Genomic DNA, 24,853 nt, shown 5'->3' with positions numbered 1-24,853 from the left:
TGCGACCGGGCTCAGCCCGGTCGAACGGCCGTGGTGTACGGCATCAGGTCGACGTCGTCGGTCTTCACCGGCTTGCCCGGGCGGCTCGCGTGCACGATCCGGCCGCCGCCGATGTACATCCCGACGTGGCTGATCGGCTGGTAGTAGAAGACCAGGTCACCCGGCTTCAGCTGGCTCTTGCTGACCCGCCGGCCCTCGCTGGCCTGCGCCTTCGAGGAGTGCGACAGCGACACGCCGGCCTTGCCCCAGGCGTACAGCATCAGGCCGGAGCAGTCGAACGAACTCGGCCCCTCGGCACCCCACACGTACGGGTCGCCGAGCTGGGCCAGCGCCACCTGGACGGCGGTGCCGGCGCGACCGCTGACCGGCACGTCCGGCAGGTCGTCCATCCGGTCGCCGTTGCGGCTCGGGCGGCTCTTGCGCGCCTCTTCGGCTTCCTTCTCGTTCTCGGCCTGGATCCGGGCCCGCTCCGCGTCGCTCAGCTTGTCGAGCACCTTCTCGGCGGCGTCGAGATTGGTCTGGATCTGCTTCTTCAGCGCGTCCTGCTTGGACTGCACGGTCTGCAGGGACGCCAGCTCGGCCTGCTCGCTGGCCTGCAGGTCGTTCAGCTTGCCCTGCGCGGCCTGGAACCGGCGGAGGGCCGAGTTCTGCTGACCGGCGTACGCCTGCGCGGTGGAGGCCTGGCTGAGGAACTGGTCCGGGTTCGTCGACAGCAGCAGCTGCGCCGTCGTCGTCATCCCGGAGGTCTGGTAGCCGGCGACCGCGAGCGAGCCGATCTGCCGCTTCACCCCGTCGACCTGGACCTGCTGCTTCTTGATGCCGGCCTGGAGCGCCTTGACCCGGTCGTTCGACGACTTGATCTGGCCCCGGAGGTCGTTCGCCGACTCGCCGGCCTGCTCGGCCTTGTGCTGCAGGTCGGCCACCTGGGCCCGGGCCTGCGCGATCGTCGGTTTCGGATCGGCGTCGGCTGCTCCCTGGATGAACATCACCCCGGCGGCGACTGCCGTGCTCGTGATGGCGGCGAGAGCGATTCCCTTGGTGCGGTTGATGCGGCCGATGGACACAGCTCCGGTCGATCCCTTCCTCTGCGCGACGCCGTCCCCGTCACCACGCTGGGAAGCAGAGCACTACCGCAGTACTCCGACGACCTGGCGGGTCACCCTCGGCTGGTGCTGCCCGGCCGGCCAGGACGGCCGACACGCTGAGGCAACGAGAGGTAACAGTAGTAACCGATTCGTGACCAGTGCAATTCGCCCCTCGGGTTTGATCCAAAATTAACGTCGGATCCGCCCGCGCCGCCCCACCGGATCAGACCGCATCCGCCGCCGCGTCGCCGTCGGCAGCCACGTCCGGCTCGACGCTGCTGACAGCGTGGACCAGGCGCAGCGGTGGAACCAGGCCCGACTCGGCCAGCGTCGCGAGGGCCGCCGCCTCCTCGTCGTCGATCCGCAGCACACCGGCACGCTCGGCCGACAGCCCGAGCACCACGGTGACCACGCAGTCCTGGCACCCAGGACCTCTCATCACACAAGCGTCGCAGTCGATCAGCACAACGTCCTCCAAAGTGGGGAAGCCCCGGACTTGCATCCGGCTGCCAAGGACGCTAGAGACACCCACCGACAATTCCCGGCCGGACACCTTCTCGTTGCCCTCGGCCCGCGCCACCCAGCGGTACGTCTGCGCAGGTCAGGCGCAGTCAGGCGCAGGTCAGGCGCGGGCGATCCGGCTGAGCAAGGTGGTCGCCGAGAGGGCGCGCGCGCCGAGGGCCTTGATGCTCTCGGCAACTTCCCGGTCGGAGGAGACGACCACGATCGGCCGGCCCGGCGGTTCGGCCCGGACCAGCTGGCGGATCACGTCGTCCGCGATCACACCGGCCGGGCTGAACCGCACGCGGACGCCCCGCGGTGGATTCAGCTGGACCGGCCCGGACAGCTCCGCGCCGTCGAACACCACGGTGACCTCGATCCGTCGCTGCGCCGCGAGCGCGCCCAAGGCCGTCGCCAGCCGCTGCCGCTGGGAGTGCAGGGGTGAGTTCGGCCATGCGGTCTTCGTCACGTTGTACCCGTCGACGATGAGGTGCACCTGCGGCAACGCCAGCAACTCGTCGAACAACGCGGGATCGTCGTCCGGCGCCGACCGCCCGACCGGAGCCGCCGACGGCTCGACCCCGGCGACCGTGTCCGCGGGGCGCAGCTCTCCCCCGGGTGGCAGGGCGAGCTCCCGGCGGAGACCGGCGGCCGCCTCGACCATCGTGTCCAGCAGCAGCCTGGTCCGTGTCGACGCCAGCTCGCGCTCCTGTCCCGCAGTACGCCGGGCCGCGTGTTCCACCGCTTCCAGCTCGGTGATCCGGGCCCGGAGCTTGCGCAGCTCACGCTCGACCTCGGCGCGCGCCGCGTCGACCCGCTCGTCGGCGGACGCGGCTTCCGCGGTACGCACCTCGAGGTCGCCCTGCAGAGCACTGATCCGCTGCCGTGCTTCGTTGAGCTTGCGGCGGAGCGTCGTGTTCTCGGTCTTCAGCTCGGCCACCTGCTCGCGCAGCCGGTCGCGGACCTGGCGGGTCTCGGTCCGCGCCTGGTCGAGCTGCTCGGTGAGCCGGCCGACCACCTGCTCGTCCACGGTGGGCTGCTCGGGCCGCAGCTGCGCGGCCGCGCCGACCAGCTTCTCCCAGTCGTCCGGCCGGAGCAGGTACGCCAGCGCGGCCACCTCGACCGGCTCGGCCGCGGGCACGGCGACACCTTCGGCCACCGCGTCACCGAGTTCCGGGTGCTCGCGACGGACCTCGAACGCGACCAGCCGCCGGAAGTGCTCGTCGGTCTCCAGCACCGGACCGAGGACGGACGCGGACAGCTTGGCGCGCCTGCCGGGCGCGAAGCTGGCGAACCGCCGCAGCGGCGCGGGGATGTCGGTCGCGGGCAGCTGACCAAGTGCCTGGGCGGCCAAGGTGAGTACCCGTTGGCGCACCGGTTCGGGCAGGGGCGTGGCAGCGGAGCCGGCGGCGGTGCCTGCCTCAGCCACCGGTCCGCAGTCCGGCCGGAACGGGGGCCTGGCTCCGCCAGTGAGGCAGACCACACCGACCCACGGCACGGGCCGGGGACGCGGTGGTCGCTTGGATACGCATACACAGAGCCTAGTGCCCCGCGTCGGAAGTTGTGTCGGCAATAGCGGTGTCCCTGGCCGGTCGCCGCGCGTGTCACCTGCGGAATTGTCGGCGGCGCCTTCTAGCGTCGTCGGCATGAGCAGCCCCGTGCCCGACTCCGCCGCTGCCCCGGCGCCCGACCCGGTCCCGCCGATCCGCGGCGTGCAACCGAGTTTCGACGATCTGGGCACTCCGCTGCGCGACGTCACGTTCTGCGTGGTCGACCTGGAGACGACGGGCGGCGCGCCGGGCGATTCGGGCATCACCGAGATCGGCGCGGTCAAGGTCCGGGCCGGCGAGCTGGTCGGCGAGTTCCAGTCCCTGGTCAACCCGGCCGAGCCGATCCCGCCGTTCATCGCGGTGCTGACCGGCATCACCGACCTGATGGTTGCCACGTCACCGCGGATCGGGTCGGTGCTGCCCGCGTTCCTGGAGTTCGCCCGCGGGTGTGTCCTGGTCGCGCACAACGCCCCGTTCGACGTCGGGTTCCTCAAGCACGACAGCCAGGTGCACGGCTACGACTGGCCCGACTTCGCCGTCGTCGACACCGCATTGCTGGCCCGCCGGGTGATCACGCCCGACGAGGCCCCCAACTGCAAGCTCGGCACGCTGGCGAAGCTCTTCCGCGCGACCACCACGCCGAACCACCGCGCCCTGTCCGACGCGCGCGCCACGGTCGACGTACTGCACGGGCTGTTCGAGCGGGTCGGCTCGCTGGGCGTGCAGACGCTGGAGGACCTGCAGACGTTCTCCGCCAGGGTCGCGCCGCAGGTCCGGGCCAAGCGGCACCTGGCCGAGTCGTTGCCGCACGCACCAGGTGTGTACCTGTTCACCGACGACCGCGGCGAGGTGCTGTACGTCGGCAAGTCCAAGGACCTGCGGACCAGGGTGCGCTCCTACTTCACCGCCTCCGAGACGCGGACCAGGATCGGCGAGATGATCGGGATCGCGTCCGGCGTCCGCGGGATCGAGTGCGGGACGTCGCTGGAGGCGGAGATCCGCGAGCTCCGGCTGATCGCCGAGCACAAACCGCGGTACAACCGGCGCTCCAAGTTCCCCGAGCGGCAGCACTGGCTGAAGGTGACCGTCGAGCCGTTCCCGCGGCTGTCCCTGGTGAAGCAGGTGCGCGACGACGAAGCGGGGTACCTGGGTCCGTTCAGCTCCCGCAAGACGGCCGAGCGGGCGATGGCCGCGTTGCACGAGGCGTTCCCGATCCGCCAGTGCACGGCCCGGATGTCGCGGACACCACGGCTCTCCCCCTGCGTCCTCGCCGAGATGAACCGGTGTGTCGCGCCCTGCGACGGCCGGATCGACATGGACTCGTACGGCGAGTTCGTGGCCAGGCTGCGGACCGCGTTGACGACGGACCCGACGCCGGTGATCACCGCGCTGACCAAGCGGATCGACGTCCTCTCCGCCGACGAGCGGTACGAGGACGCCGCGGTGCACCGGGACCGGCTGGGCGCGTTCGTCCGCAGCAGCGCGCGGATGCAGCGGATGGCCTCGGTCACGGGATGTGCGGAGATCTGCGCGGCCCGACGCCTCGACGACGGTGGCTGGGAGCTGCACGTGATCCGGCGTGGCCGGCTCGCCGCGGCCGGGATCGCGGTCCGCGGCACCGACCCCCGCCGGTACCTCGACATGCTGCGCGCCTCGGCCGAGACGGTGCTGCCCGGTGTCGGACCGGTCGCCTCCGCCTCGCCCGAGGAGATCGACCTCGTGCTCCGCTGGCTGGACCAGCCCGGCATCCGCCTGGTGGAGATGGACGGCACCTGGACCTGCCCGACCAGCGGCGCCGGCCGCCACCTCAGCCGCCTCGACCCACCCAGGTCGGAGGAGCACCACCACCCCGGCGAACGCCGCCGCCGGCTCCGGCCACTCGGAGCGGCCCGGGCGAGCTGACGACGGCTGGACGCGGCTCCGGCATCACGCCCGCACTATGCTTCACGGCGGTAAACCCCTGCACCGAGGAGAGGACGACATGGTCACGGCGATCGTGTTCATCAAGGCCGATGTCGCGCGGATCCCGGAGGTCGCCGAGCAGGTCGCGGCGATCGACGGCGTCAGCGAGGTGTACTCGGTGACCGGTGGGCTCGACCTGATCGCGATGGTCCGGGTCGCGCACCACGACGACCTCGCGACGGTCATCCCCGACCACGTGAACCGGGTCCCCGGCGTCGTCAGCACCGAGACCCACATCGCGTTCCGGACGTACTCGACGCACGACCTGGAGGCCGCGTTCAGCCTCGGTCAGGAAGACGGTGTCTGAGGGCCGGAGCACGGGCCGGGATTGACACGAGTCGAAGTTACGGTGAACCCATGAGCAACCCTCCCGCCGGCTGGTATCCGGACCCCACCGGACAGCCGGACACCATCCGCTGGTGGAACGGGACGCAATGGACCAACAAGACCGAGAAGGAAACCCCGGACCAGGAGCCGAAGACCAGCCGGCCGTCTGACGCTGCGTCGGGGTCGGCTGGGTCGTCGTCCGGGTCTTCGACGAAGTCGTCGCCCGGGCCGGCCTCGGGGTCGTCGTCCGGACCGGCGTCGGGGTCGTCGTCCGGTGCGCCTGTGACTTCGATCGGTGGCGCGGCGCAGGGCGGTACGAACTCGGCTCAGGGTTCAGGGCAAGGCTCGGCCCAAGGTTCCGGTACGGATCCGGGCTGGGGCCAGGTCGGCGCCGCCGCGGCAGGGTGGACCGCCGACGGAGGCGCCCCTGCGGCGGGCAGCACCAACCAGCCGACGCCCGAGCCCGACCCGTCGACCCCGAAGAGCAGCGCGGCCGACCGAGCCAAGGCCACCTGGACCCAAGCTCAGGGAACCCCCACCGGCGGCAGCCACTGGACGCAGAAGCCGGCCGCCGACCCCTCCACCGAATCCCCGACCCCCACCCAGCCGACCGACCAAACACCCGAGTTCAACCGCACCCTGACCCTCGCCACCGACCCGACGACGGACCCGCAGGCCACGGGCGCAGCGGGTACGAATTCGCCGGTGGATGCCGCGGGGGCGGGCTCGTCCGACTCCGGTTCGGAAGGCGTACAGGCAGCAGGCGCAACGGGTACGGAACCGCAGGCGAGCACCGCGGGACCGGGCTCACCCGACGCTGGTTCGCAGGATGCGGGCTCACAAACGGCGGGCGCGACAGGGACCGGTTCAGCCGACGCCGGCTCGCAAGGCGCGGGTGCACAAGCAGCGGGCGCGACGGGAGCGGGTTCGTCGGATGCCGGCTCGCAAGGAGCGGGCGCGGCGGGCACGGGCTCGCAGGCAGGCTCCGCGGGAACGGGCTCACCCAACGCCGGTACGCAAGGTGCCGGTTCGCAGGGTGCGGGCGGTAGTGGCTCGCCGGCGACCGGTGCGGCGGGTTCGCAGGCGACGGGTACTGGTGGGTGGGCGGCTGAGGGGGCCGCGCAGGGGCAGCAGGGTGGTCAGGACGAGCCCACGCAGCAGATCCCGCTCCCCGACAATCAGGACACCGGCGGGCACTGGACCTCCGCCGACCCGCAGACCGGCGACACGGTCGCCAACAGTTCCCCGGCGAGTTCCGGTGGATCGCCAGCCGAGCAGAGCCAGTCCGGCAACAGCGGCTGGGGCATGGAGCCAGCACAGCCCACGAACGGCGGATGGGGTGTCGACAACGCCCAGTCCGAGGACAACGGCTGGGGCGTCGGCGGCGGTCGGGCCGCGAGCAACGACTGGGGCGTCGACGGACAGGATTCCGGCAACGACGGCTGGGGCACCGACCAGAACAGCGGCTGGGGCGTCGACACCCCCGACCAGCCGGACAACAACAGCTGGGGCAGCAACCAGCAGACCGGCCAGACGGAACCCCAGACCACCAACAGCGGCTGGGGCGTCGACAATCAGCAGGGCGGTCAGCCGGAGTCCCAGACGACCAACAGCGGATGGGGCATCAGCGACCAGCAGGGCGGTCAGCCGGATTCGCAGTCCACCAGCAGCGGATGGGGCGTCAGCGACCAGACCGCCGGACAAGGCGACGCCTCATCCACCAACAACGGCTGGGGCTTCGACAACCAGCAGGGCGGTCAAACGCAGTCCCCGACGCCCAACAGCGGCTGGGGTGTGAGCGGCGAGCCCGCCAACCAAGGTGGATCCGCCGACGGCTCCCAACCCACCAGCGGCTGGGGCGTCAGCAGCACGCCGACCGGTCAGGACAGCTCGCAGGCCGACGGCGCGCAGTCCGGCGGCTGGGGCATGAGCGGTACCGACCAGCAGGCAGACCACGCCCAGACCAGCAGCGGCTGGGGCGTGAGCAGCGGTCAAGGCGATCCGCAAGCTGACAACTCGCAAGCCGGCGACGGCTGGGGATCCAGCAACCAGCAAGCGCCCTCCAACCAGTGGTCCGCCCAACCCGCCGACGGCGCGCAGGGACAGTCCAGCAGCGACCAGTGGGGTACGGACGCGAACCAGCCGGCGGACGGTAGTACGTCGAACCAGTGGCAGGCTTCCGGAGACCAGGCCGACGGCAACCAGTCCCAGACCGGTACCAACCAGCCGGTCGGGAACCAGTGGGAGCCGGACAAGCAGTGGGAGGTCGAGCAGGCGCACGGTGCCGACGGCAACGGATGGCAGCAGACCGGCGGCGGAGCCGGCACGGACCAGTCGCAGACCGGTAGCAACCAGTGGAACACCACCGCGCACACGACCGAGAACCCTTGGGCCACCGCTCCGAACCAGGGCGGAGATGCCTCCGGCAACCAATGGCAGTCCGGTGGGACAGCGGCTGGTTCCTGGCAGTCGGGCGGGCAGCAGAGCACCCAGCACGGCGGCGGCTCCGGCGGAGGCGGCCCGTGGGGCGGTGGCGGTGAAGGCGGCAGTCAGTGGCAGGGCGGTCCGCCACAGCTCGGCGGGAAGCGGCAGAAGCCGGACGACGGGAAGGGCGGCGGTCCGCCGAAGGCGATGATCGCCATCGCGGGCGCGGTCGCGCTGGTCCTGATCGCCGTCGCGGGCGTGTTCTTCTTCGTCAACCGCGGCGACGACAAGACGACCGGTGGCGACCCCTCGCCGACCGGTCAGCCGACGCAGCAGCCGACCGGTTCGCCGTCGACGAGTACGTCGCCGAGCAGCCAGCCGACCTCACCGGGCAGCCAGAACACCCAGCCGCCCGGCCAGTCGAAGAACCCCAAGCTGCACGAGGGCAACCGGATCGCCTCGGACGCGATCTCGTTCCCGCGGGTCGGCCCACCGTGGTCGGACCGCAAGCGCCTCGTCCCGCAACTGCAGAACTCCAGCGGCCAGTACGTCCTGCTGCAGGAGAACTTCGACGGCAAGAACGACTGGTACGCCGACATCTTCGTCGGCTCGCTCGGGACGTCGGTGCTGTTCAACGGCGACCCGCAGGCGACCGCGTCGGAGCTCATCTATCAACTGCACGGCGCGATGTACGGCAAGATCCCGGTGACCTTCAAGCAGCTGCGCAACGCGGCGGCGAAGCGCTCCGGGAAGAACGGCTGGTACTACCAGGAAGCCGTCACCGTGAACAACGCCAAGGTGACCACGCGCACCCTGACGCTGACCGTCGCCGTGTTCGATCTGGGTGACGGGACGGCGGTCGCGTACATCAGCGACATCCCGACGAACCGGCCCGACCTGGTAGCGGCCGAAGCCAAAGTCTTCCAGGGGATCACCGTTGGCTGACAAGGAGAATCCACCCCCGTTCCACCCCACCCGACCAGCCGACCAGACCCCACCCCCCAGCAACGCCCCACAGCCGGGAGCCCCCATGCCCAACGACCCCAACCGCCCCGACCCCCTGTCCGGCCCCCACCCAGGCGACTCCCTCTCAGGCACCTCCCACCCGATCAGCTCACCCCCGGAGCACCCCCGTTCCACCGACCCGCTGTCCGGTGGGTCGCTGTCCGGTGGGTCGCTGCCCGGTGGATCGCACTCTGGTGATGCGTTGTCGGGTGGGACTCAGTCGGGTGGTGCGTTGTCGGGTGATTCTTCGGGTGGGGATGCGTTGTCGGGTGGGACGCGGCCGCCGGAGCCGGCGTTCGCGCCGCCGCGGTCGGAGGACAAGCGGTCCGTCGAGCCGCCGGTTGGAGACGCGTTGTCGGATCCGTTGCTGGGCGAGTTCTCGGCACCCGCTCCCCCACCGCCGCCTCCCCCGCGCCCCCGCACCGAACCGCAGGCCCAGGCGTACGGCGATCGCCCCGCCCAGCCGCAGCAGCCGTCCCACGCGCAGCAGCCTGGTGTGGCGCAACCGTCCCCGGCGCAGCAGCCTGGTGTGGCGCAACCGCCTTTCCCAGCGCAGCAGCCTCGCCGGCCCGAGCCGCAGCGCGCACAGCAGCCGGACCAGTGGGCCCAGCAGCAGGAGTACCGCGGCCCGGCGACCGGCGGCACCCAGGCGACCCCGTACGGCCAGCCCCCGGTCCCGCCCAACCAGCCGCAGCAGCCCCCGCGCGCAGCCGGGCAGCACGCCGCAGCTCCGTCCACCCAGCCGAACCTCGGCGGACCGGCCCTCGGCGGACAGAGCCTCGGTGGACTGCAGGCGTCTGATCAGCAGCCAACGAGCAGCAATCAGCCTCAGCACTCGGCCGGCCAACCCCCACGTTCGGGCGACCAGCGCGGCGGCGACCAGCAGCGGCTGAACCCGCAGCACTCGAGCCAGAACCCGCAGCGGGCTGAAGGCAACCAACCGCAGTTCCCCGGTCAGCCGTCGCAAGATGGTCCGGGCCAGTCTCCGGTCGGTCAGCCGTTCGGCGCGGGCCAGCACCCGACGGGCGGCGGACGACCGCAGCAAAGCACCGGTCCGCAGGCATCGAACCAGTGGTCCGGCCAGCAGTCCCCAGGCAACCCGGCCCAGCGCCCGTCGGCCCAACAACCGCAGCCCGGCCAACCAGGTGTCGGCACCAGCCCGCAATACGGGCAGATGCCGCAGAGTGGGTCGCAGCATGGGCAGTTCTCGCAGGGCGGGTACCAGTACGGCCAGGCGCCGCAGGGTGGAGCTCCGCAGGGACTGCCGCCGCAGGGTGGTTCGCCGTACGGGCAAGCGCAGCAGAGCGGTCCCCAGCACGGGCAAGCGCCGGGTCGTCCTCAGTACGCCGGCGGTCAGGGCGGACCTGCGCAAGGCGGGTACGGCCAAGGCGGACACGGACCCGGCGACCGTGACCAGAGTGGGTACGGCACGAGCGCACAGAGCGGCGGACCCGCCCAAGGCGGATACGGCCCCGGCGGACCCGCCCAAGGCGGATACGGTCCTGGCGGCCACGACCAACGCGGATACGGTCCTGGCGGTAACGACCAAGGCGGGTACGGGCCTGGTGGTAACGACCAAGGCGGGTACGGGCCTGGTGCGTACGGCCCGGGTGGGTATGGGCCCGGTGGGGAGCAGGGTTCTGCGCGGGCTGGTGCGGGTGAGTGGGTTGCGCAGGAGTACGGGCAGACTCGGCGGCCGAAGGGTCCGGCCGATCCCGACGGTGGGAACCGGGCGCGGTTGGTCGGCGCGCTGGCACTCGTCGTGGTCGCGGTCCTGACCACCGTGCTGTCGGTCAACTGGATCTGGAGCAAGGCCGACGCCGTCACGCCGGTGGACCTGCCGGCGGCGAAGGGGTCGCCGTTGGAGACGATCAGCCCTTCGGTGAAGCCGACGCCGACGCCGCCGCCGACCGGCAAGGTGGTCGGCAGCAAGATTCTTGCCTCGAACAACGACTCGATGCCGCTGATGGGTTCGGCCTGGGGCGACTACGGCGAGAACACCGGTCTGTACGGTGGCGCCGCGACCTGGCTGACCGTGCACGAGAAGTACGACGGCAAGAAGGCCAGTTGGGGCAACTACGTCGCGTTCGGCGGGCTGAACAAGAAGATCCCGTACACGAACACGCCGGCCGGGCTCCGGGAGGCGACCATCCAGGCGGCGAGCAACGCGATCGTGCGGCTGTACGACGACAAGGTGAAGCTGCTCGGCAAGGCGACGCACCGGCCGATCACCGTCCAGGGGCACCGCGGCCACGAGCTGACCGTCAAGGTCGAGGTCAAGCAGCCGATGCTGAAGGAGACGTTCTCCACCGTCATGGTCGCCGTGATCGACCGCGGTGACGGCACCGCCGACGTGGCGATCGCCGACATCGCCGGCTCCACGCCGCAGTGGCTGCCGGTCTGGCGCACCAAGGTCTCCCAGATCCAGTTCGCCAACTGACCCGACCAAGCCGACCAAGCCGACCAAGCAAGAACGAACGAAGCGGCCCCCGAGGAGATCCTCTCGGGGGCCGCTTCCTTGCCCAAGAGACGTCAGCCCGGGTTCTTCACCTCGGCGCAGGCCGTGACCCACCGATCCAGGACGTCCTTGGCCGCGCCGGAGTCGATCGCCTCGGCCGCCTTGTCCATCCCGGCGCGGATCCGCGTGACCACGCTCCCGGTCGACGCGTCGTACGCCGCCAGGGCCGCACCCGCGTTGAGCAGGACCACATCGCGGACCGGGCCGGTCTCGCCGTCGAGCAGGGCGCGCACGACCTTCGCGTTGTACGGCGCGTCGGCACCCTTCAGCGAACCAGCAGGCACCGGCTCGATCCCGAGATCGCGGGGGTCCAGTGTCACCGGGCCGTCGACCTCGCCGCCCGCGATCGACCACACCTGGGAGGTCGTCATCGTGGTGAGCTCGTCGAGGCCGTCGTCACCGTGGAACACCAGCGCGTCGATCCCGCGCCGGGCCAGCACGCCGGCCATCAGCCCCGCGATCCGGCCGTCCCCGACGCCGACCGCCTGGGCCGACGGGTTGCCCGGATTCGCCAGCGGGCCGAGGAAGTTGAAGGTCGTCGGTACGCCCAGCTCGCGCCGGGGTACGGCGGCGTGCCGGAGCGCCGGGTGGAACGCGGGCGCGAAGCAGAACGTGATCCCGGCCTTCTCCCCCACCGCGGCCACCTGAGCCGCCGTGAGGTCGAGCGGGATCCCGAGCTCCTCCAGGACGTCCGCGGCACCGCACGCCGAGGACGCGGCCCGGTTGCCGTGCTTGAGGATCTTCGCGCCGGCGCCGGCCGCGACGATCGCCGACATGGTGGAGATGTTCACAGTGTGGGCTTGGTCACCTCCGGTCCCGACCACGTCGAGCGTCCGGCCGGGCACCGTGATCCGGGTGGCGAAGTCCCGCATGGTCGTGACCAGGCCCTCGACCTCGGTGACCGTCTCGCCCTTGGACCGCAGGGCGATGACGAACCCGGCCAGCTGGGCCGGTGAGGCCGCGCCGGAGAGGATCTGTTCCATCGCCCAGGCGGTCGCGGCGGCGTCCAGGTCCTGATGCCGGAGCAGCGGGCCGAGGACCTGCGGCCAGCTCTGGGCGGCGGCGGCAGTCATGGCCGGCGGATCAGGAGCTGATCGCGGCGCGCGCGGTGACCCGCTGCCGGAGCAGGTCGGCGGTCACCTCGGCCAGCCGGATCGGGTCGATCGGGTGCGAGACCGCGGCCTCGGCGCGCGACCAGGTCGCCAGCCAGGCGTCCTGCGGCCGGCCCGTGAGCACCAGCACCGGCGGGCACTGGAAGATCTCGTCCTTCAGCTGCCGCGCGATCCCCATCCCACCGGCCGGTACCGCCTCGCCGTCCAGGATGGCCAGGTCGATCCCGCCCTTGTCCATGGTCTTGATCACGGCCGGCTCGGTCGCGCACTCGAAGTACTCGAGCTCGGGCAGGTCGGCCCCCGGGCGCTTGCCCAGGGCCAGCCGGACGGACTCCCGGGTCGTACGGTCGTCGCTGTAGACCAGGACCTTCAGCGGACGCTCTGAACTCATCGATCCATCCCAAGCTGTGTGTCTGTGACGAGTGGACACCGCGAATGCTACCGGGGCGCCTGGTCCGCCTTGCGCGCCTGTTCCTCCAACCGGTCCAGCCGGCGGTCCTCACGCCTGGCCTCCCGCTGCGACTGCTTCACCCATTGGACGAACAGCACGCCGAAGAACAGGATGCCGACGATGTCACCCGTCCCCCACAGCAGCCCACCCGCGATGTACTGGTCGCGCAGCGGCGACGGCGGCCAGGCGCGGCCGAAGCTGGTGTACCAGTCCTCGGCGATCAGCGTGGTCGCGCTCATGATCGTGATGCCCAGGAAGGCGTGGAACGGCAACGACAGGAAGATCAGCAGCAGCCGGAACGGGTAGATCACCCGGCCCGGGACCGGGTCCAGGCCGACCAGCGGCCAGAAGAACAGCGCGCCGACCGCGATGAAGTGCACGTGGAGCAGGTCGTGCAGCAGGGTGGACTGCAGGGTCGCGTCGTACCAGTTGCTGAAGTACAGCGCCCACGGGCTGAGGACGAAGAACGCGAAGCCCACCAGCGGGAAGCACAGCACCTTCGCGAACCGCGAGTGCAACACGGAGAGCAACCAGCCGCGCGGCTTCTGTGGAAGCGTGCGCAGGGCAAGGGTCACCGGGGCGCCGAGCGCCATCGCCAGCGGCGTGAGCATCGACAGGATCATGTGCTGCGCCATGTGCACGCTGAGCAGCACCGTGTCGTACGTCCCCAGCGCGGACTGGGTCGCGATCACTGCACTGCCGAGACCCACTCCGACGAACGAGAAAGTCCTGGCCCGGGACCACGAATCACCGCGGGCGCGGAGCCGGTGGACGCCGTACAGGTACACCGCACCGGTGAGGATGATCACTGCCAGTAACACCGGCTCGAACGTCCACGCCGTCAGCAACCGCAGCGCGGTGAACGGCTCGATCTGGTCGCCTGGCTCGGCGTGGAGGGGAAGCACCCTTCAACAGTAGTCAGGACCGAACGGCGTGCGGCGGCTGGTATCGGAAAGGTGAAGTCGCCGACATGCATGGGGGTGGGCGTGCCGTCAGATACCTCGACAGACATAATGACCGCGTGGCCACTGCAACCGCACTCCCAGCGTCCCGTGAGCACGGACATCACGACCGTCCCAGCATGGTCAGTGTCGGCACGATCGTCTGGCTCTCGAGCGAACTGATGTTCTTCGCCGCGCTGTTCGCGGCCTACTTCACGATCCGGTCGGTGACGACCGCCGCCGCGGCTCCTGGCGCGGACACCCTCTGGCACACGTCGACGGAGATGCTGAACATCCCGTTCGCCTCGGTGAACACGTTCATCCTGGTCGCGTCGTCGTTCACCTGCCAGGCGGGCGTGTTCGCCGCCGAGCACGGCAAGGTGGGCCGGACCGGCTCGCTGCTGAACATCCGTGCCTGGGGCATGCGTGAGTGGTTCATCCTCACGTACCTGATGGGCGCGGTCTTCATCGCCGGTCAGGTCACGGAGTACGCCACCCTGGTCCACGAGGGGATGACGATCTCGTCCTCGCCGTACGGATCGGTGTTCTACCTGACCACCGGGTTCCACGGTCTGCACGTGACCGGCGGTCTCATCGCTTTCATCTACGTCCTCGCGAGGACGTACATGGCCCGTAAGTTCACCCACGAACAGGCCGTCTCGGCGATCGTCGTGTCGTACTACTGGCACTTCGTCGACGTGGTCTGGATCGCCCTGTTCGCGACCATCTACCTGCTCAAATGAGTGAGAAGAGACTTTCCTTGTCACCGGCGCGCTTCCTCTCCGCGCGGCGACGGCACCGGTCCGCCGGCCTCGTCGTGCTCCTGTTCGGCCTCCTGGCAGTGGGTTCGGCGTACGCCGCCTTCGCCCCTGACAACGCGGTCGCGGACAACTCGGCCCAGTCCCAGCAGATCGAGGAGGGCAAGAAGCTCTTCGCGGTCGGCTGCGCCAGCTGCCACGGCCTGAACGCCGAGGGCGGCAACAACGGCGAGGGCGACCTGGCCGGGCCGTCCCTGATCGGTGTCGGCGCGGCCGCCGTCGACTTCCAGGTCGGGACCGGCCGGATGCCCGCGATGCAGCCGGGCGCCCAGATCCCGCGGAAGACCCCGGCCTACACGCCGGAGGAGATCGAGGCCCTGGCCGCGTACGTCGCGTCGCTGTCGCCGGGCCCGGCGGTCCCCGCGGAGGAGTCGTACGACATCAGCAAGGCCACCGACGAGCAGGTCACCCGCGGTGGCGAGCTGTTCCGGACGAACTGCACGGCCTGCCACAACTTCGCCGGCAAGGGCGGCGCCCTGCCCAACGGTCGGTACGCGCCGTCGCTGATGGGGGTCGACCCCAAGCACATCTACGAGGCGATGCTCACCGGTCCGCAGCAGATGCCGGTCTTCTCCGACCAGGTGCTGCAGCCGGAGGACAAGCGCGACATCATCGCGTACCTGAACGCACTGCAGGAGCAGAAGGACCCGGGCGGCTTCGGCCTCGGCCGGCTCGGCCCGGTATCCGAAGGGCTGTGGGGCTGGCTGGTCGGTATCGGCCTGCTGGTCTGCATGGCCGTGTGGATCGGCGCCAAGGGCGTCAAGGCCAAGGGAGCGAAGGCCAGTGAGTAACGACGACAAGCCGAACCTGCCCGCGGTCAGCGGGGAGGACGAGCACGGTCACGGCTCCGCCGTCGAGGTGGCGGAGCCGATCCCGGACCCGGGTATCGAGCCGCACGAGCCGCGGATCACCGACATCGACCCGAAGGCGGCCGACCGGGTCGAGCGCCAGGTCGCCACGATGTTCACGCTCGCGGGCCTGCTGTCCGTGGGCGCGTGTGTGGCGTACTTCGCGATCCCGCGCGACGCCGAGATCGCCTTCGGTCCGCTGTCCGGCAACGCGAACAACATGACGCTGGGCCTCACCCTCGGGCTGGCCCTGTTCCTGATCGGCGCCGGCGCGATCCAGTGGGCCAAGAAGCTCATGGTCGACACCGAGATCTCCGAGGACCGGCACCCCGCCAGCTCCTCCCCGGAGCAGCGCGCCGAGATCATCGACGCGTTCCAGCAGGGCGTGGCCGAGTCCGGCTTCACCCGGCGCAAGATGATCCGCCGCTCGCTGCTCGGCGCGATGGCGCTGCTCGGGCTGCCGGCCATCGTGCTGCTGCGCGACCTGGGCCCGTCCCCGGGCCGCAAGCTCTACGACACCATCTGGGCCAAGGGCATCCGGGTCGTGAACGACGTCACTCTGCGCCCGATCAAGCCGTCCGACCTGATCGTCGGCCAGCTGGTCAACGCGGCGCCGGCGAACCTGGCCCCGATCCAGGAGGAGAGCCCGGTCGAGTACCAGAACGCCAAGGCCAAGGCCGCTGTGATCGTGGTGCGGATCGCGCCCAACGAGATCCGCACGGCTCCCGGCCGGGAGAACTGGGGCATCGACGGGATCCTCTGCTACTCCAAGATCTGCACCCACGTCGGTTGCCCGATCTCCCTGTACGAGCAGACCACGCACCACGTGCTCTGCCCGTGCCACCAGTCGACGTTCGACCTGGCCGACGGTGCCAAGGTCGTCTTCGGCCCGGCGGCCCGTCCGCTGCCTCAGCTACCCTTGGCGGTGGATGCAGAGGGCTACATAGTCGCGCAGAGCGGCTTCACCGAGCCGGTCGGCCCGAGCTTCTTCGAACGAGGGTGACAGCAGTGGCAGACAAAGACTTCCCCGCTCCCGTCGCATGGGCCGACGACCGGCTCGGGATCGGCAAGATCGGCAAGAAGAACCTGCGCAAGGTCTTCCCCGATCACTGGTCCTTCATGCTCGGCGAGATCGCGCTGTACAGCTTCATCATCCTGCTGCTCAGCGGCGTCTTCCTGACCCTGTGGTTCAAGCCCTCGATGGCCGAGGTCGAGTACCAGGGCTCGTACAGCCTGCTCAAGGGCCTGCACATGTCGGAGGCGTACGCCTCGGCGCTGGACATCTCGTTCGACATCCGCGGCGGTCTGCTGATGCGGCAGATCCACCACTGGGCGGCCGTGCTGTTCGTCGCCTCGATGATGGTCCACCTGCTCCGCATCTTCTTCACCGGCGCGTTCCGCAAGCCGCGTGAGCTGAACTGGGTGATCGGCTTCGGGATGCTGTTCCTCGGCATCATCGAGGGCTTCATCGGCTACGGCCTCCCCGACGACCTGCTCTCCGGTACTGGTCTGCGCATCACCCAGGGCATGATCCAGGCGTCCCCCGTGGTCGGTACCTGGATGAGCTTCTTCATCTTCGGCGGCGAGTTCCCCGGCGACGACTTCGTGCCCAGATTCTTCACGATCCACGTGCTGCTGATCCCCGGGTTGATCCTGGCCCTGGTCACGGCCCACCTGTTCCTGGTCGTGTACCACAAGCACACCCAGTACCCGGGTCCCGGCCGGACCGAGAAGAACGTCGTCGGCTACCCGCTGATGCCGGTGTACATGGCCAAGGCCGGCGGCTTCTTCTTCGTCGTCTTCGGCATCACCGCGCTGATGGGCGCGCTGCTCCAGATCAACCCGATCTGGTTGTACGGCCCGTACAACCCGGCGGAGGTGACCGCGGGCTCGCAACCGGACTGGTACATGGGCTGGCTGGAAGGGTCGGTCCGCATCATGCCGGGCTTCGAGTCCGAGTTCTGGGGCATAACTCTGTCCTGGAACCTGATCATCCCGGCCCTGCTGATACCCCCCGCGTTCGTCACCCTGGTGGCCCTCTACCCGTTCATCGAGCAGTGGATCACCGGTGACAAGCGCGAGCACCACCTGCTGGACCGGCCGCGCAACATGCCGACCCGGACCGGTATCGGCGCCGCGTTCATCACCTTCTACGGCCTGCTCTGGATCGGTGGCGGTAACGACCTGATCGCGACCCACTTCGGCATCTCGCTGAACTCGGTCACCTGGTTCCTGCGCGTCGCGGTGTTCCTCGGCCCGGTGCTCGCGTTCTGGGCCGCCCGGCGGATCGCGATCTCGCTGCAGCGCGCCGACAACGAGCGGCTGCTGCACGGCCTGGAGTCCGGCGTGATCATGCGGTCCCCCGACGGCGAGTACACGGAGAAGCACACCCCGATCTCCAAGTACGAGGCGTACGAGCTGACCGCCCGGGAGCGCATCCTGCCGCTCGAGGTCGGTCCCGAGACCGACGAGAACGGCGTCGCGGCCCCGCACCGCGGGATCAAGAAGGTCCGGGCCGCACTGTCGCGGTTCTACTTCGCGGACGCGGTCCAGAAGCCGACCCGCGAGGAGATCGAGGCGGCGCACTCGCACGGTCACGGTCACGGCGACCACGACGAGCTCGGTCACTCCGACGAGGCCGAGGTCGAGGCCGGCGAGGCGACGACCCGCGAGCAGGTCACCAAGCACTGACCAGCGCACCACCCAGCACGACCGAAAGGCCCCGCCCAGGCGGGGCCTTTCGCTTTGCCCTCGTGTCAGTCCGCCTGGACGGCCGTGGTGACCGCGTCGAGGTACTTGGTGACGGCAGCGCGTTCGTCGGGGGTGAGTGCTTGGGTAGCGTCGACGAGGCGGTCGAGCAGGGTGCCGAAGAAGGTCCAGCCGAGGTCGACGGCTTCCGCGCTGACGCGGAGGTGGGTGCTGCGGCCGTCAGACGGGCTTCTGACGCGTTCGACGTGGCCGGCCGCTACCAGGCGATGCAGGACGGCTGTCGTCGCCTGAGACGTCATTCCAAGCTGTTTGGCTAGCCAACTCGGCGTCGCCTCCACTCCCCCGCGCTCGGCATCGAGCAATCGGATGAGCGCCCGCACGTCCGTCGCGTGCAGCCCGGTCTCCTTGGCGAACGCCGAAGCAGCCAGCTCGAGCCGCAGCGCGACCTCCCGCAGCCGGTGCACGACCTCCAACACGGCCGCCCGCTCGGGATCCGCCGGGGTGACACCTTCCCGTCCACTCACGGCCTCGAATTTACCTCACTGAGTGAGCTATCGTGCGATCGTGAGCGCCTTCGACGTTGCGTACGACGACCTGCTCGGGCGCTGGGGAGTACCGGTCGAGCAGCTCGAGGTACGAGGCGAGTTCGGCACGACCCACGTGAACGCGTGCGGGCCTTTGGACGGCCCGCCGGTCGTCCTTCTCGCCGGACATGGGGCGACGTCGGCGGTCTGGTTCACGGTGGCGCCGCGGTTGGCGGCGACCCATCGCGTGTATGCCGTGGACCTCCTCGGCGACGCGGGCCGGAGCGTGATCGACTCAGGCTCGGGTACAGCCTCAGGCTCGGGGCGTGGTGGTGCTCCCCCGCGTTCGGTCGTCGAGCTGATGAGCTGGCTCACCGGGGTGCTGGACGGGCTCGGGCTCGATCGGGTGACCGTGTGCGGTCACTCGTACGGGGCGTGGATCGGGCTGACGTACGCGCTCGCCTCGCCGGAACGAGTGGACCGGATCGCGCTGATCGACCCGACCGACTGCTTCCTCGGTCTGCGCGCGGGGTACGTGGCTCGCGCATTGCCGATGCTGCTGAGGCCGTCTGTGCGGCGCTTTGAGGCGTTCTTGCGGTGGGAGGTGGGTGGGGTCCAGGTCGAACCCGCCTGGATCCGCCTGGCGGCCCTGGGGACGCTGGAGGACACGGCCCGCCCGGTACGACCCCGGCGCCCTACAGCCGACGCGCTGCGCGGGCTCCAGGCGGACCTCCAGGTGGTGGTTGCCGGCCGCACCAGAGCCCACGATCCACGAAAGCTGGCGGATGCGGCCGCGGAGTACGGCGCGGACGTGGTGTGGATCGACGACGCGACCCACCATTCGTTGCCTGCCGCCCACACCGACGAGCTGCTACCCGTACTCCTGAAGCACCTCGGCTGAGCGAAGATGAGCGAGTGTCTGGGGACCAAGTACTCGTCCGTCCTGCCCGTACCGGCGATCGCGACCAGGTGTGGCCACTCGCCCGCGACTTCGCCACGTCCTTCCACCCGGAACGCGAGGCCTTCAACACCACGTGGTCCCGGCTGCTCGAGTCACCGGAGTCGCTCCTGCTGGTGGCGGAGCTGCCCGAGCGCGGGATCGTCGGCTATCTCCTGGCCAACAGCCACCTGACGTTCCTTGCCAACGGCCCGGTTGCCTGGGTCGAGGAGCTGATGGTCGACGAAACCCAGCGCAAATCCGGAGTCGGCCGCAGCCTGATGGATGCCGCCGAGCACTGGGCCCGATCCACCGGCGCCGCCTACCTGGCTCTGGCCAGCCGCCGCGCCGGCCCGTTCTACCTGGCCCTCGACTACGAAGACTCCGCCGTCTTCTACAAGAAGAACCTCGGCTGACCGACGCGATCTGCTCGGCTGACCACCTGCACCTTGAACAGGGACCGGGGACCTCGGACAAGAAATAGCTTGTTCAAGGTCCCCGGTGGGTGTTCGCGAGAGCCGGCGTGGGGCCGGATCAGGCCCGGTGCTGGGTCAGGGTGCTGGGTCAGGCGAGGGCCGAGCCCTGCTTGTACTGGCCCCAGGACTGGTTCCAGTCGGTCCAGCCGTTGCCGGTTTCCATCTTGCGGCTGGTGCCGGTGACGATGACGGGGTCGCCGCGCAGCGTCTGGGAGAAGTACCAGGCGCCGTCCTTGAGGCTCATGCCGACGCAGCCGTGGCTGACGTTCTCGCTGCCCTGGCTGCCGCTGGACCACGGAGCGCCGTGCATGAACTCACCGGAGCTCGTCACACGCTGGGCGTACTGGACGTCGTGGATGTCGTAGTATTCGGGGTCGCCGGGCTGGATGCCGACGGTGCGGGCGTCCATCCGCTTGGTCCGGTACTTCTCCATGATGACCTTGACGCCGCTGCGGGTGGTGAAGCCGTCCTTGCCCGCGGTGATCGGGATCGTCCGGACGTGCTTGCCGTTGATCGCGACGTACATCTGGTGCTTCTTCACGTCGACCTTGGTGACCACGGACTTGCCGATGGTGAAGCCGATCTCCCGGCTGGCGGCGCCCCAGACGTTGCCGCCGGCGTTGACGCCCTGGGTGTCGATGTTCACGGTGACCTTGGTACCGGCCGGCCAGTAGTTCTTCGGGCGGTAGTTGACCTGCTTGCTGTTCAGCCAGTGCCAGGTGCCCTCGACCGGGACCGACGTCGTCACCTTGAGCCGCTTCTCGACGGCGGCGCGGTCCTTGACCGCGTAGTTCCAGAAGATCTGGATCGGCATCGCGACGCCGACGGTCTCGCCGTTGAGCGGGGCGACCGACGCCTTCAGTCCGCTGCCCGCGGTCAGGGTGCGGAAGGTGGAGTTGATCGGGACGTCCTTGCCGTCGCCGCCCTTCGCGGTGCCGGTCAGGGTGTACTTCGCGCCCGGCTTGAGCTGGGCCGCGGAGGTCCACTGCGACTTCTCGTCGTTGAAAGTGCCCTCGACCTTGTCGCCCTTGCTGTCACGCAGCGTAACGTTCTGCAGGGTACCGCCGGTGGTCGCGACGGTGACCGGCTTGTCCGGCCGGACCGACGACGCACCCTTGGCCGGCACGATCGAGACCGTGGCCGCCGCCTGCTCCTCCTTCGGGGTGGAGGAATCCCCTGGTGTGGTGGACGCGCCCGGGGTGGAACTCGTCTGCGGTGTGCCGGACGGCGACGAGTCCGCCGCGCCCGTGTCGCTGCACGCCGTACCGGCGGCCAGCATCACGCAGATCCCCACCACGGCCAGCCCGTGCTTCTTCACCGAACCACCGAACAACATTCCCCTGTGCTCCCCTGTATGCATTCAGTCGCCGGGACAGACTAACCCGCCCTGTACCCCGACCCACGGAAACACCGCCATCGGCAAGCGCGTCAGCCCTTGCAGATGACGGTGCGTAGTGGTACCGCACGGTCCCGGGACGGTCTCCCGGGTCCGTTCATAAGACGCACACCACCGGCCGTTGGTTGGCCGGTGGTGTGCGGTTTGTCAGTGCGCGTGGTCTCCGCGGTAGTACTCGAAGACCCAGCCGGACAGCGTGACGATGCCGATCGCGCTGCCGATGATGAACAGCCACCACCCGAAGACGATGCCGAGCACGATGACCGACAGCGTCAGCGCGCACCACAGCGGCCACCAGGAGTACGGCGGGAAGAAGCCGAGCTCGCCGGCACCTTCCACGATCTCGGCTTCCTTGCGGTCCTCCGGACGGGGGTCCATCCGGCGGGCGGTGATGCTCAGGTAGAACGCCACCAGCAACGACAGGAAGAACGTCATCACCAGGGCGGTGGTACCGGTCGGGTCCTCGGACATGAACCAGTAGATCGGGGTGACGACCACCAGGAACAGCGTCAGGATGCCGAAGACCCAGGCCTCGACCTTCATGCCTTACCCTCTCCATCCGCGCCGGTCGAGCCGGTGCCTGCGTTCAGGTTGCGCTCGAGGTTCTCCACCCGGCCCTGGTCCTCACCCGCGTCGAGCAGGTTGTCCCGCGGCGCACCGCTGTCGGCGTACTCCGCGAGGGCGATGTCCGGGTGATGCAGGTCGAACGCCGGGCTCTCGGACCGGATCCGCGGCAGCCGGGTGAAGTTGTGCCGCGGCGGCGGGGAGCTGGTCGCCCACTCCAGCGAGCGGCCCCAGCCCCACGGGTCGTCGACCCCGACGAGCGGCGCCTTACGGGACTTGTAGACGTTGTAGAAGAACGGCAGCATCGACAGGCCGAGCACGAAGGCACCGATGCTGGACACCTCGTTCAGCGTGGTGAAGCCCTCGTTGGCGCCGTACGACGCGTACCGCCGCGGCATGCCCTCGACGCCCAGCCAGTGCTGCACCAGGAACGTCGTGTGGAAGCCGATGAACAGCAGCCAGAAATGCAGCTTGCCGAGCTTCTCGTCGAGCATCCGGCCGGTCATCTTCGGCCACCAGAAGTAGAACCCGGCGAACATCGCGAAGACCACGGTGCCGAAGACGACGTAGTGGAAGTGCGCGACCACGAAGTACGAGTCGGACAGCTGGTAGTCCAGCGCCGGCGAGGCCAGGATGACGCCGGTCAGCCCGCCGAAGAGGAAGGTCGTCAGGAAGCCGATCGACCACAGCATCGGGGTGTCGAAGGAGATCGACCCGCCCCACATCGTGCCGATCCAGTTGAAGAACTTCACCCCGGTCGGGACCGCGATCAGGAATGTCATGAACGAGAAGAACGGTAGGTTCACCGCGCCGGTGACGAACATGTGGTGCGCCCACACCGCGACCGACAGGACCGCGATCCACAGCGTCGCCGCGACCAGACCGATGTAGCCGAAGACTGGTTTGCGGCTGAACACCGGCAGGATCTCGGTGATGATGCCGAAGAACGGCAGCGCGATGATGTAGACCTCGGGATGCCCGAAGAACCAGAACAGGTGCTGCCACAACAGTGGCCCGCCGTTCGCGGCATCGAAGACGTGAGCGCCGAGTAGTCGGTCGGCCTCCAGCATCAGCAGCGCGCCGGCCAGGATCGGGAAGGCGATCAGGACCAGGATCGACGTGACCAGGATGTTCCAGGTGAAGATCGGCATCCGGAACATGGTCATGCCCGGCGCCCGCATCGTGATGATCGTGGTGACGAAGTTGACCGCGCCCAGGATGGTGCCGAGACCGGCCATCCACAGACCCATGATCCACAGGTCACCGCCGATGCCCGGCGAGCGGACCGCGTTCGACAGCGGGGCGTAGGCGAACCAGCCGAAGTCGGCCGCGCCGCCCGGGGTGAAGAACCCGCTGATCGTGATCAGGCCGCCGAACAGGAACAGCCAGAAGCTGAACATGTTGAGCCGCGGGAACGCGACGTCGGGGGCGCCGATCTGGACCGGCATGATCACGTTCGCGAAGCCGACGAACAGCGGCGTCGCGAACAGCAGCAGCATGATCGTGCCGTGCATCGTGAAGAGCTGGTTGTAGACCTCTTCGTTCACGATCTGCAGGCCCGGCCGGGCCAGCTCGGCGCGGATGACCAGCGCCATCACACCGCCGATCAGGAAGAACGCGAACGAGGTCAGCAGGTACAGGTGACCGATCAGCTTGTGGTCGGTGGTGGTGAGCCACTTGACCGCGATCTGGCCCTTGCTGCGCCGCAGCGGTCGCGCGGTCGCCCCGATGGCGCCCGTGCGCTCGGCGTAGTCGGTCACTTCTCGCCCTCCTGCTCCCCGTGGCCGGGAATGGTGGTCGCGTCCTGACCACCGGTCGCGGCGCCGGTCTGGCCCTTCGCGGCCAGCTCCCGCAGGTGCGCCTGGTACTCGTCGGCCGTGACCACCTTGACGGTGAACACCATCCGGCTGTGGTAAAGCCCGCACAGCTCCGCGCACTTACCCGCGAAGGTGCCGGTCTTGGTCGGGGTCAGCTCCAGCTTGTTGGTGCGCCCCGGGATGACGTCGAGCTTGAAGTAGAACGACGGAACCCAGAAGGAGTGGATCACGTCCGGCGAGGTCAGCTCGAAGTGCACCGACTCGTTCACCGGGAGCCACAGCTCGGCCGGCTTGTCCAGGGTGCCGGTCTCCCAGACCCCGTCCTGGCCGTCGACCGTCTCCTTGTAGTTGAAGGTCCACTGCCACTGCTGGCCCACCACGTTGATGGTGTGCTGCGGGTTGTCCGACATCGCGGTGATCTTGTTGCCGTGCTCGACGGTGTAGAAGAAGAGCACGCCGATGATCGCGAACGGGGCCAGCGTGTACAGGACCTCCAGCGGGAGGTTGTAGCGCGTCTGCCGCGGGGCGTCGTCGTTCCGCTTGCGGTACCGGACCGCGGCGTACAGGATCAGCGCCCAGACCAGCACGCCGATGATCAGGGCGGCGATCCAGGCGCCGATCCACAGACTCCGGACGGCTTCCGTCCGATCCGTTGCACCCTCCGGCAGACCAAGTCGTTTCCACTGCGCATTGGTCTCGGCCGAGCAGCCGGCCAGCACAAGCGTGCCGACCACCACTGCTGCGGGGACCAGCAGGCGTCGCTTCGCCGGACGTGCGGCGGCGCGGATCTTCCGACCCGTCGCGCGCGCGACCACTCCGGGCGTGCCGTTCGAACCCACGGGGCGCCTTTCCCTTCCCAGGTGAGACTGACGACAGAACACTACTGGA

The 24,853-nt window shown here is 69.5% G+C and carries 21 protein-coding genes and 1 pseudogene; 11 read left to right on the top strand and 11 right to left on the bottom strand.

Translation table 11 applies throughout. The features are described 5' to 3' along the window. Positions 1–11: 11 nt before the first annotated feature. From FB561_RS22540 to FB561_RS22530, 3 genes are all read right to left on the bottom strand, one after another. Positions 12–1,064, bottom strand: coding sequence for a C40 family peptidase (locus tag FB561_RS22540; RefSeq protein ID WP_145809892.1), 1,053 nt, complete (start codon positions 1,062–1,064; stop codon positions 12–14). A 244-nt stretch (positions 1,065–1,308) separates the two neighbouring features. After that, complete coding sequence (locus tag FB561_RS22535) at positions 1,309–1,524, bottom strand: hypothetical protein (protein WP_337692318.1); 216 nt, start codon at positions 1,522–1,524, stop codon at positions 1,309–1,311. A gap of 183 nt (positions 1,525–1,707) precedes the next feature. Further along, positions 1,708–3,015: an NYN domain-containing protein gene (locus FB561_RS22530; protein WP_145809888.1), complete on the bottom strand. Its 1,308-nt coding sequence runs from the start codon at positions 3,013–3,015 to the stop codon at positions 1,708–1,710. A 217-nt stretch (positions 3,016–3,232) separates the two neighbouring features. Between FB561_RS22530 and FB561_RS22525 the strand changes: the two genes are divergently transcribed. From FB561_RS22525 to FB561_RS38725, 5 genes and pseudogenes are all read left to right on the top strand, one after another. After that, the gene (locus FB561_RS22525) at positions 3,233–5,038 is read left to right on the top strand and encodes a DEDD exonuclease domain-containing protein (RefSeq protein ID WP_145809886.1); all 1,806 of its coding nucleotides are present in this window, start codon (positions 3,233–3,235) and stop codon (positions 5,036–5,038) included. Positions 5,039–5,117: 79 nt separating this feature from the next. Further along, positions 5,118–5,405 carry an Lrp/AsnC family transcriptional regulator gene (locus FB561_RS22520; protein WP_145809884.1) on the top strand — a complete coding sequence of 96 codons (288 nt, stop codon included), beginning with the start codon at positions 5,118–5,120 and terminating at the stop codon, positions 5,403–5,405. Positions 5,406–5,455: 50 nt separating this feature from the next. Continuing rightward, positions 5,456–5,557 (top strand): annotated as a pseudogene (locus tag FB561_RS39260) (DUF2510 domain-containing protein); the annotation flags it as partial. A gap of 1,173 nt (positions 5,558–6,730) precedes the next feature. Then, positions 6,731–8,794 (top strand): hypothetical protein, encoded by a 2,064-nt coding sequence (locus tag FB561_RS38730; protein WP_238334981.1) that lies wholly within the window; start codon positions 6,731–6,733, stop codon positions 8,792–8,794. Between the two features lie 589 nt (positions 8,795–9,383). Continuing rightward, complete coding sequence (locus FB561_RS38725; protein WP_238335216.1) at positions 9,384–11,294, top strand: mediator complex subunit 15 domain-containing protein; 1,911 nt, start codon at positions 9,384–9,386, stop codon at positions 11,292–11,294. Between the two features lie 92 nt (positions 11,295–11,386). Here the strand turns inward: FB561_RS38725 and trpD are convergent, their stop codons facing one another. Genes trpD through FB561_RS22495 form a run of 3 tightly spaced genes read right to left on the bottom strand, consistent with a single transcriptional unit; the run spans position 11,387 to position 13,840 of the window. After that, the gene (gene trpD, locus FB561_RS22505; protein WP_145809879.1) at positions 11,387–12,445 is read right to left on the bottom strand and encodes an anthranilate phosphoribosyltransferase; all 1,059 of its coding nucleotides are present in this window, start codon (positions 12,443–12,445) and stop codon (positions 11,387–11,389) included. A 10-nt stretch (positions 12,446–12,455) separates the two neighbouring features. Then, positions 12,456–12,875, bottom strand: a complete 420-nt coding sequence (locus FB561_RS22500) for an Rv3143 family two-component system response regulator (protein ID WP_145809878.1) — start codon at positions 12,873–12,875, stop codon at positions 12,456–12,458. 47 nt (positions 12,876–12,922) lie between these two features. Continuing rightward, complete coding sequence (locus FB561_RS22495; RefSeq protein ID WP_145809876.1) at positions 12,923–13,840, bottom strand: cytochrome c oxidase assembly protein; 918 nt, start codon at positions 13,838–13,840, stop codon at positions 12,923–12,925. A 65-nt stretch (positions 13,841–13,905) separates the two neighbouring features. On the opposite strand from FB561_RS22495, the gene ctaE reads away from it, so the two are divergent. Genes ctaE through qcrB form a run of 4 tightly spaced genes read left to right on the top strand, consistent with a single transcriptional unit; the run spans position 13,906 to position 18,233 of the window. Beyond that, a complete protein-coding gene (gene ctaE, locus FB561_RS22490) occupies positions 13,906–14,619 on the top strand; it encodes an aa3-type cytochrome oxidase subunit III (protein WP_202880704.1) in 714 nt (237 codons plus the stop codon). Beyond that, the gene (qcrC, locus tag FB561_RS22485) at positions 14,616–15,485 is read left to right on the top strand and encodes a cytochrome bc1 complex diheme cytochrome c subunit (RefSeq protein ID WP_145809871.1); all 870 of its coding nucleotides are present in this window, start codon (positions 14,616–14,618) and stop codon (positions 15,483–15,485) included. The genes ctaE and qcrC overlap by 4 nt, the downstream gene beginning before the upstream one ends. Before the next feature lie 16 nt (positions 15,486–15,501). After that, on the top strand, positions 15,502–16,545 hold the full coding sequence (gene qcrA / locus FB561_RS22480; protein ID WP_202880899.1) for a cytochrome bc1 complex Rieske iron-sulfur subunit: 1,044 nt from the start codon (positions 15,502–15,504) through the stop codon (positions 16,543–16,545). Continuing rightward, positions 16,542–18,233 (top strand): cytochrome bc1 complex cytochrome b subunit, encoded by a 1,692-nt coding sequence (qcrB, locus tag FB561_RS22475; RefSeq protein ID WP_145809867.1) that lies wholly within the window; start codon positions 16,542–16,544, stop codon positions 18,231–18,233. Before qcrA ends, qcrB begins: the two co-directional genes overlap by 4 nt. Before the next feature lie 65 nt (positions 18,234–18,298). Here qcrB and FB561_RS22470 read toward each other — a convergent pair whose 3' ends face one another. Further along, a complete protein-coding gene (locus FB561_RS22470; RefSeq protein WP_145809865.1) occupies positions 18,299–18,775 on the bottom strand; it encodes a MarR family winged helix-turn-helix transcriptional regulator in 477 nt (158 codons plus the stop codon). 40 nt (positions 18,776–18,815) lie between these two features. Here FB561_RS22470 and FB561_RS22465 point away from each other — a divergent pair, with 40 nt between their 5' ends. Next, positions 18,816–19,676 (top strand): alpha/beta fold hydrolase, encoded by an 861-nt coding sequence (locus FB561_RS22465; protein ID WP_202880703.1) that lies wholly within the window; start codon positions 18,816–18,818, stop codon positions 19,674–19,676. A 14-nt stretch (positions 19,677–19,690) separates the two neighbouring features. Further along, on the top strand, positions 19,691–20,128 hold the full coding sequence (locus FB561_RS22460; protein ID WP_145809863.1) for a GNAT family N-acetyltransferase: 438 nt from the start codon (positions 19,691–19,693) through the stop codon (positions 20,126–20,128). 148 nt (positions 20,129–20,276) lie between these two features. Here FB561_RS22460 and FB561_RS22455 read toward each other — a convergent pair whose 3' ends face one another. The 4 genes from FB561_RS22455 to ctaC form a co-directional block, all read right to left on the bottom strand. Then, positions 20,277–21,506: a L,D-transpeptidase gene (locus tag FB561_RS22455; RefSeq protein WP_238334979.1), complete on the bottom strand. Its 1,230-nt coding sequence runs from the start codon at positions 21,504–21,506 to the stop codon at positions 20,277–20,279. A 225-nt stretch (positions 21,507–21,731) separates the two neighbouring features. Continuing rightward, positions 21,732–22,127, bottom strand: coding sequence for a cytochrome c oxidase subunit 4 (locus FB561_RS22450; protein WP_145809861.1), 396 nt, complete (start codon positions 22,125–22,127; stop codon positions 21,732–21,734). Continuing rightward, complete coding sequence (gene ctaD, locus FB561_RS22445; RefSeq protein ID WP_145809858.1) at positions 22,124–23,908, bottom strand: aa3-type cytochrome oxidase subunit I; 1,785 nt, start codon at positions 23,906–23,908, stop codon at positions 22,124–22,126. Before ctaD ends, FB561_RS22450 begins: the two co-directional genes overlap by 4 nt. Then, positions 23,905–24,804: an aa3-type cytochrome oxidase subunit II gene (gene ctaC / locus FB561_RS22440; protein ID WP_145809855.1), complete on the bottom strand. Its 900-nt coding sequence runs from the start codon at positions 24,802–24,804 to the stop codon at positions 23,905–23,907. The genes ctaD and ctaC overlap by 4 nt, the downstream gene beginning before the upstream one ends. Between the last annotated feature and the right edge of the window lie 49 nt (positions 24,805–24,853).

The sequence above is a fragment of the Kribbella amoyensis genome (assembly GCF_007828865.1).
In the GTDB taxonomy this organism is placed as follows: Bacteria; Actinomycetota; Actinomycetes; order Propionibacteriales; family Kribbellaceae; genus Kribbella; species Kribbella amoyensis.
The sequence above is the reverse complement of the archived record's forward strand: the minus strand, read 5'-3'. Positions and strand labels throughout refer to the sequence as shown.

Excerpts from the sequence above, each read along its gene's own strand:
- FB561_RS22450 (WP_145809861.1), bottom strand. The coding sequence starts at position 22,127 with ATGAAGGTCGAGGCCTGGGTCTTCGGCATCCTGACGCTGTTCCTGGTG.
- FB561_RS22535 (WP_337692318.1), bottom strand. The coding sequence starts at position 1,524 with ATGAGAGGTCCTGGGTGCCAGGACTGCGTGGTCACCGTGGTGCTCGGG.
- qcrC (WP_145809871.1), top strand. The coding sequence starts at position 14,616 with ATGAGTGAGAAGAGACTTTCCTTGTCACCGGCGCGCTTCCTCTCCGCG.
- ctaE (WP_202880704.1), top strand. The coding sequence starts at position 13,906 with ATGCATGGGGGTGGGCGTGCCGTCAGATACCTCGACAGACATAATGAC.
- trpD (WP_145809879.1), bottom strand. The coding sequence starts at position 12,445 with ATGACTGCCGCCGCCGCCCAGAGCTGGCCGCAGGTCCTCGGCCCGCTG.
- FB561_RS38730 (WP_238334981.1), top strand. The coding sequence starts at position 6,731 with ATGGAGCCAGCACAGCCCACGAACGGCGGATGGGGTGTCGACAACGCC.
- FB561_RS22520 (WP_145809884.1), top strand. The coding sequence starts at position 5,118 with ATGGTCACGGCGATCGTGTTCATCAAGGCCGATGTCGCGCGGATCCCG.
- FB561_RS22500 (WP_145809878.1), bottom strand. The coding sequence starts at position 12,875 with ATGAGTTCAGAGCGTCCGCTGAAGGTCCTGGTCTACAGCGACGACCGT.
- FB561_RS22525 (WP_145809886.1), top strand. The coding sequence starts at position 3,233 with ATGAGCAGCCCCGTGCCCGACTCCGCCGCTGCCCCGGCGCCCGACCCG.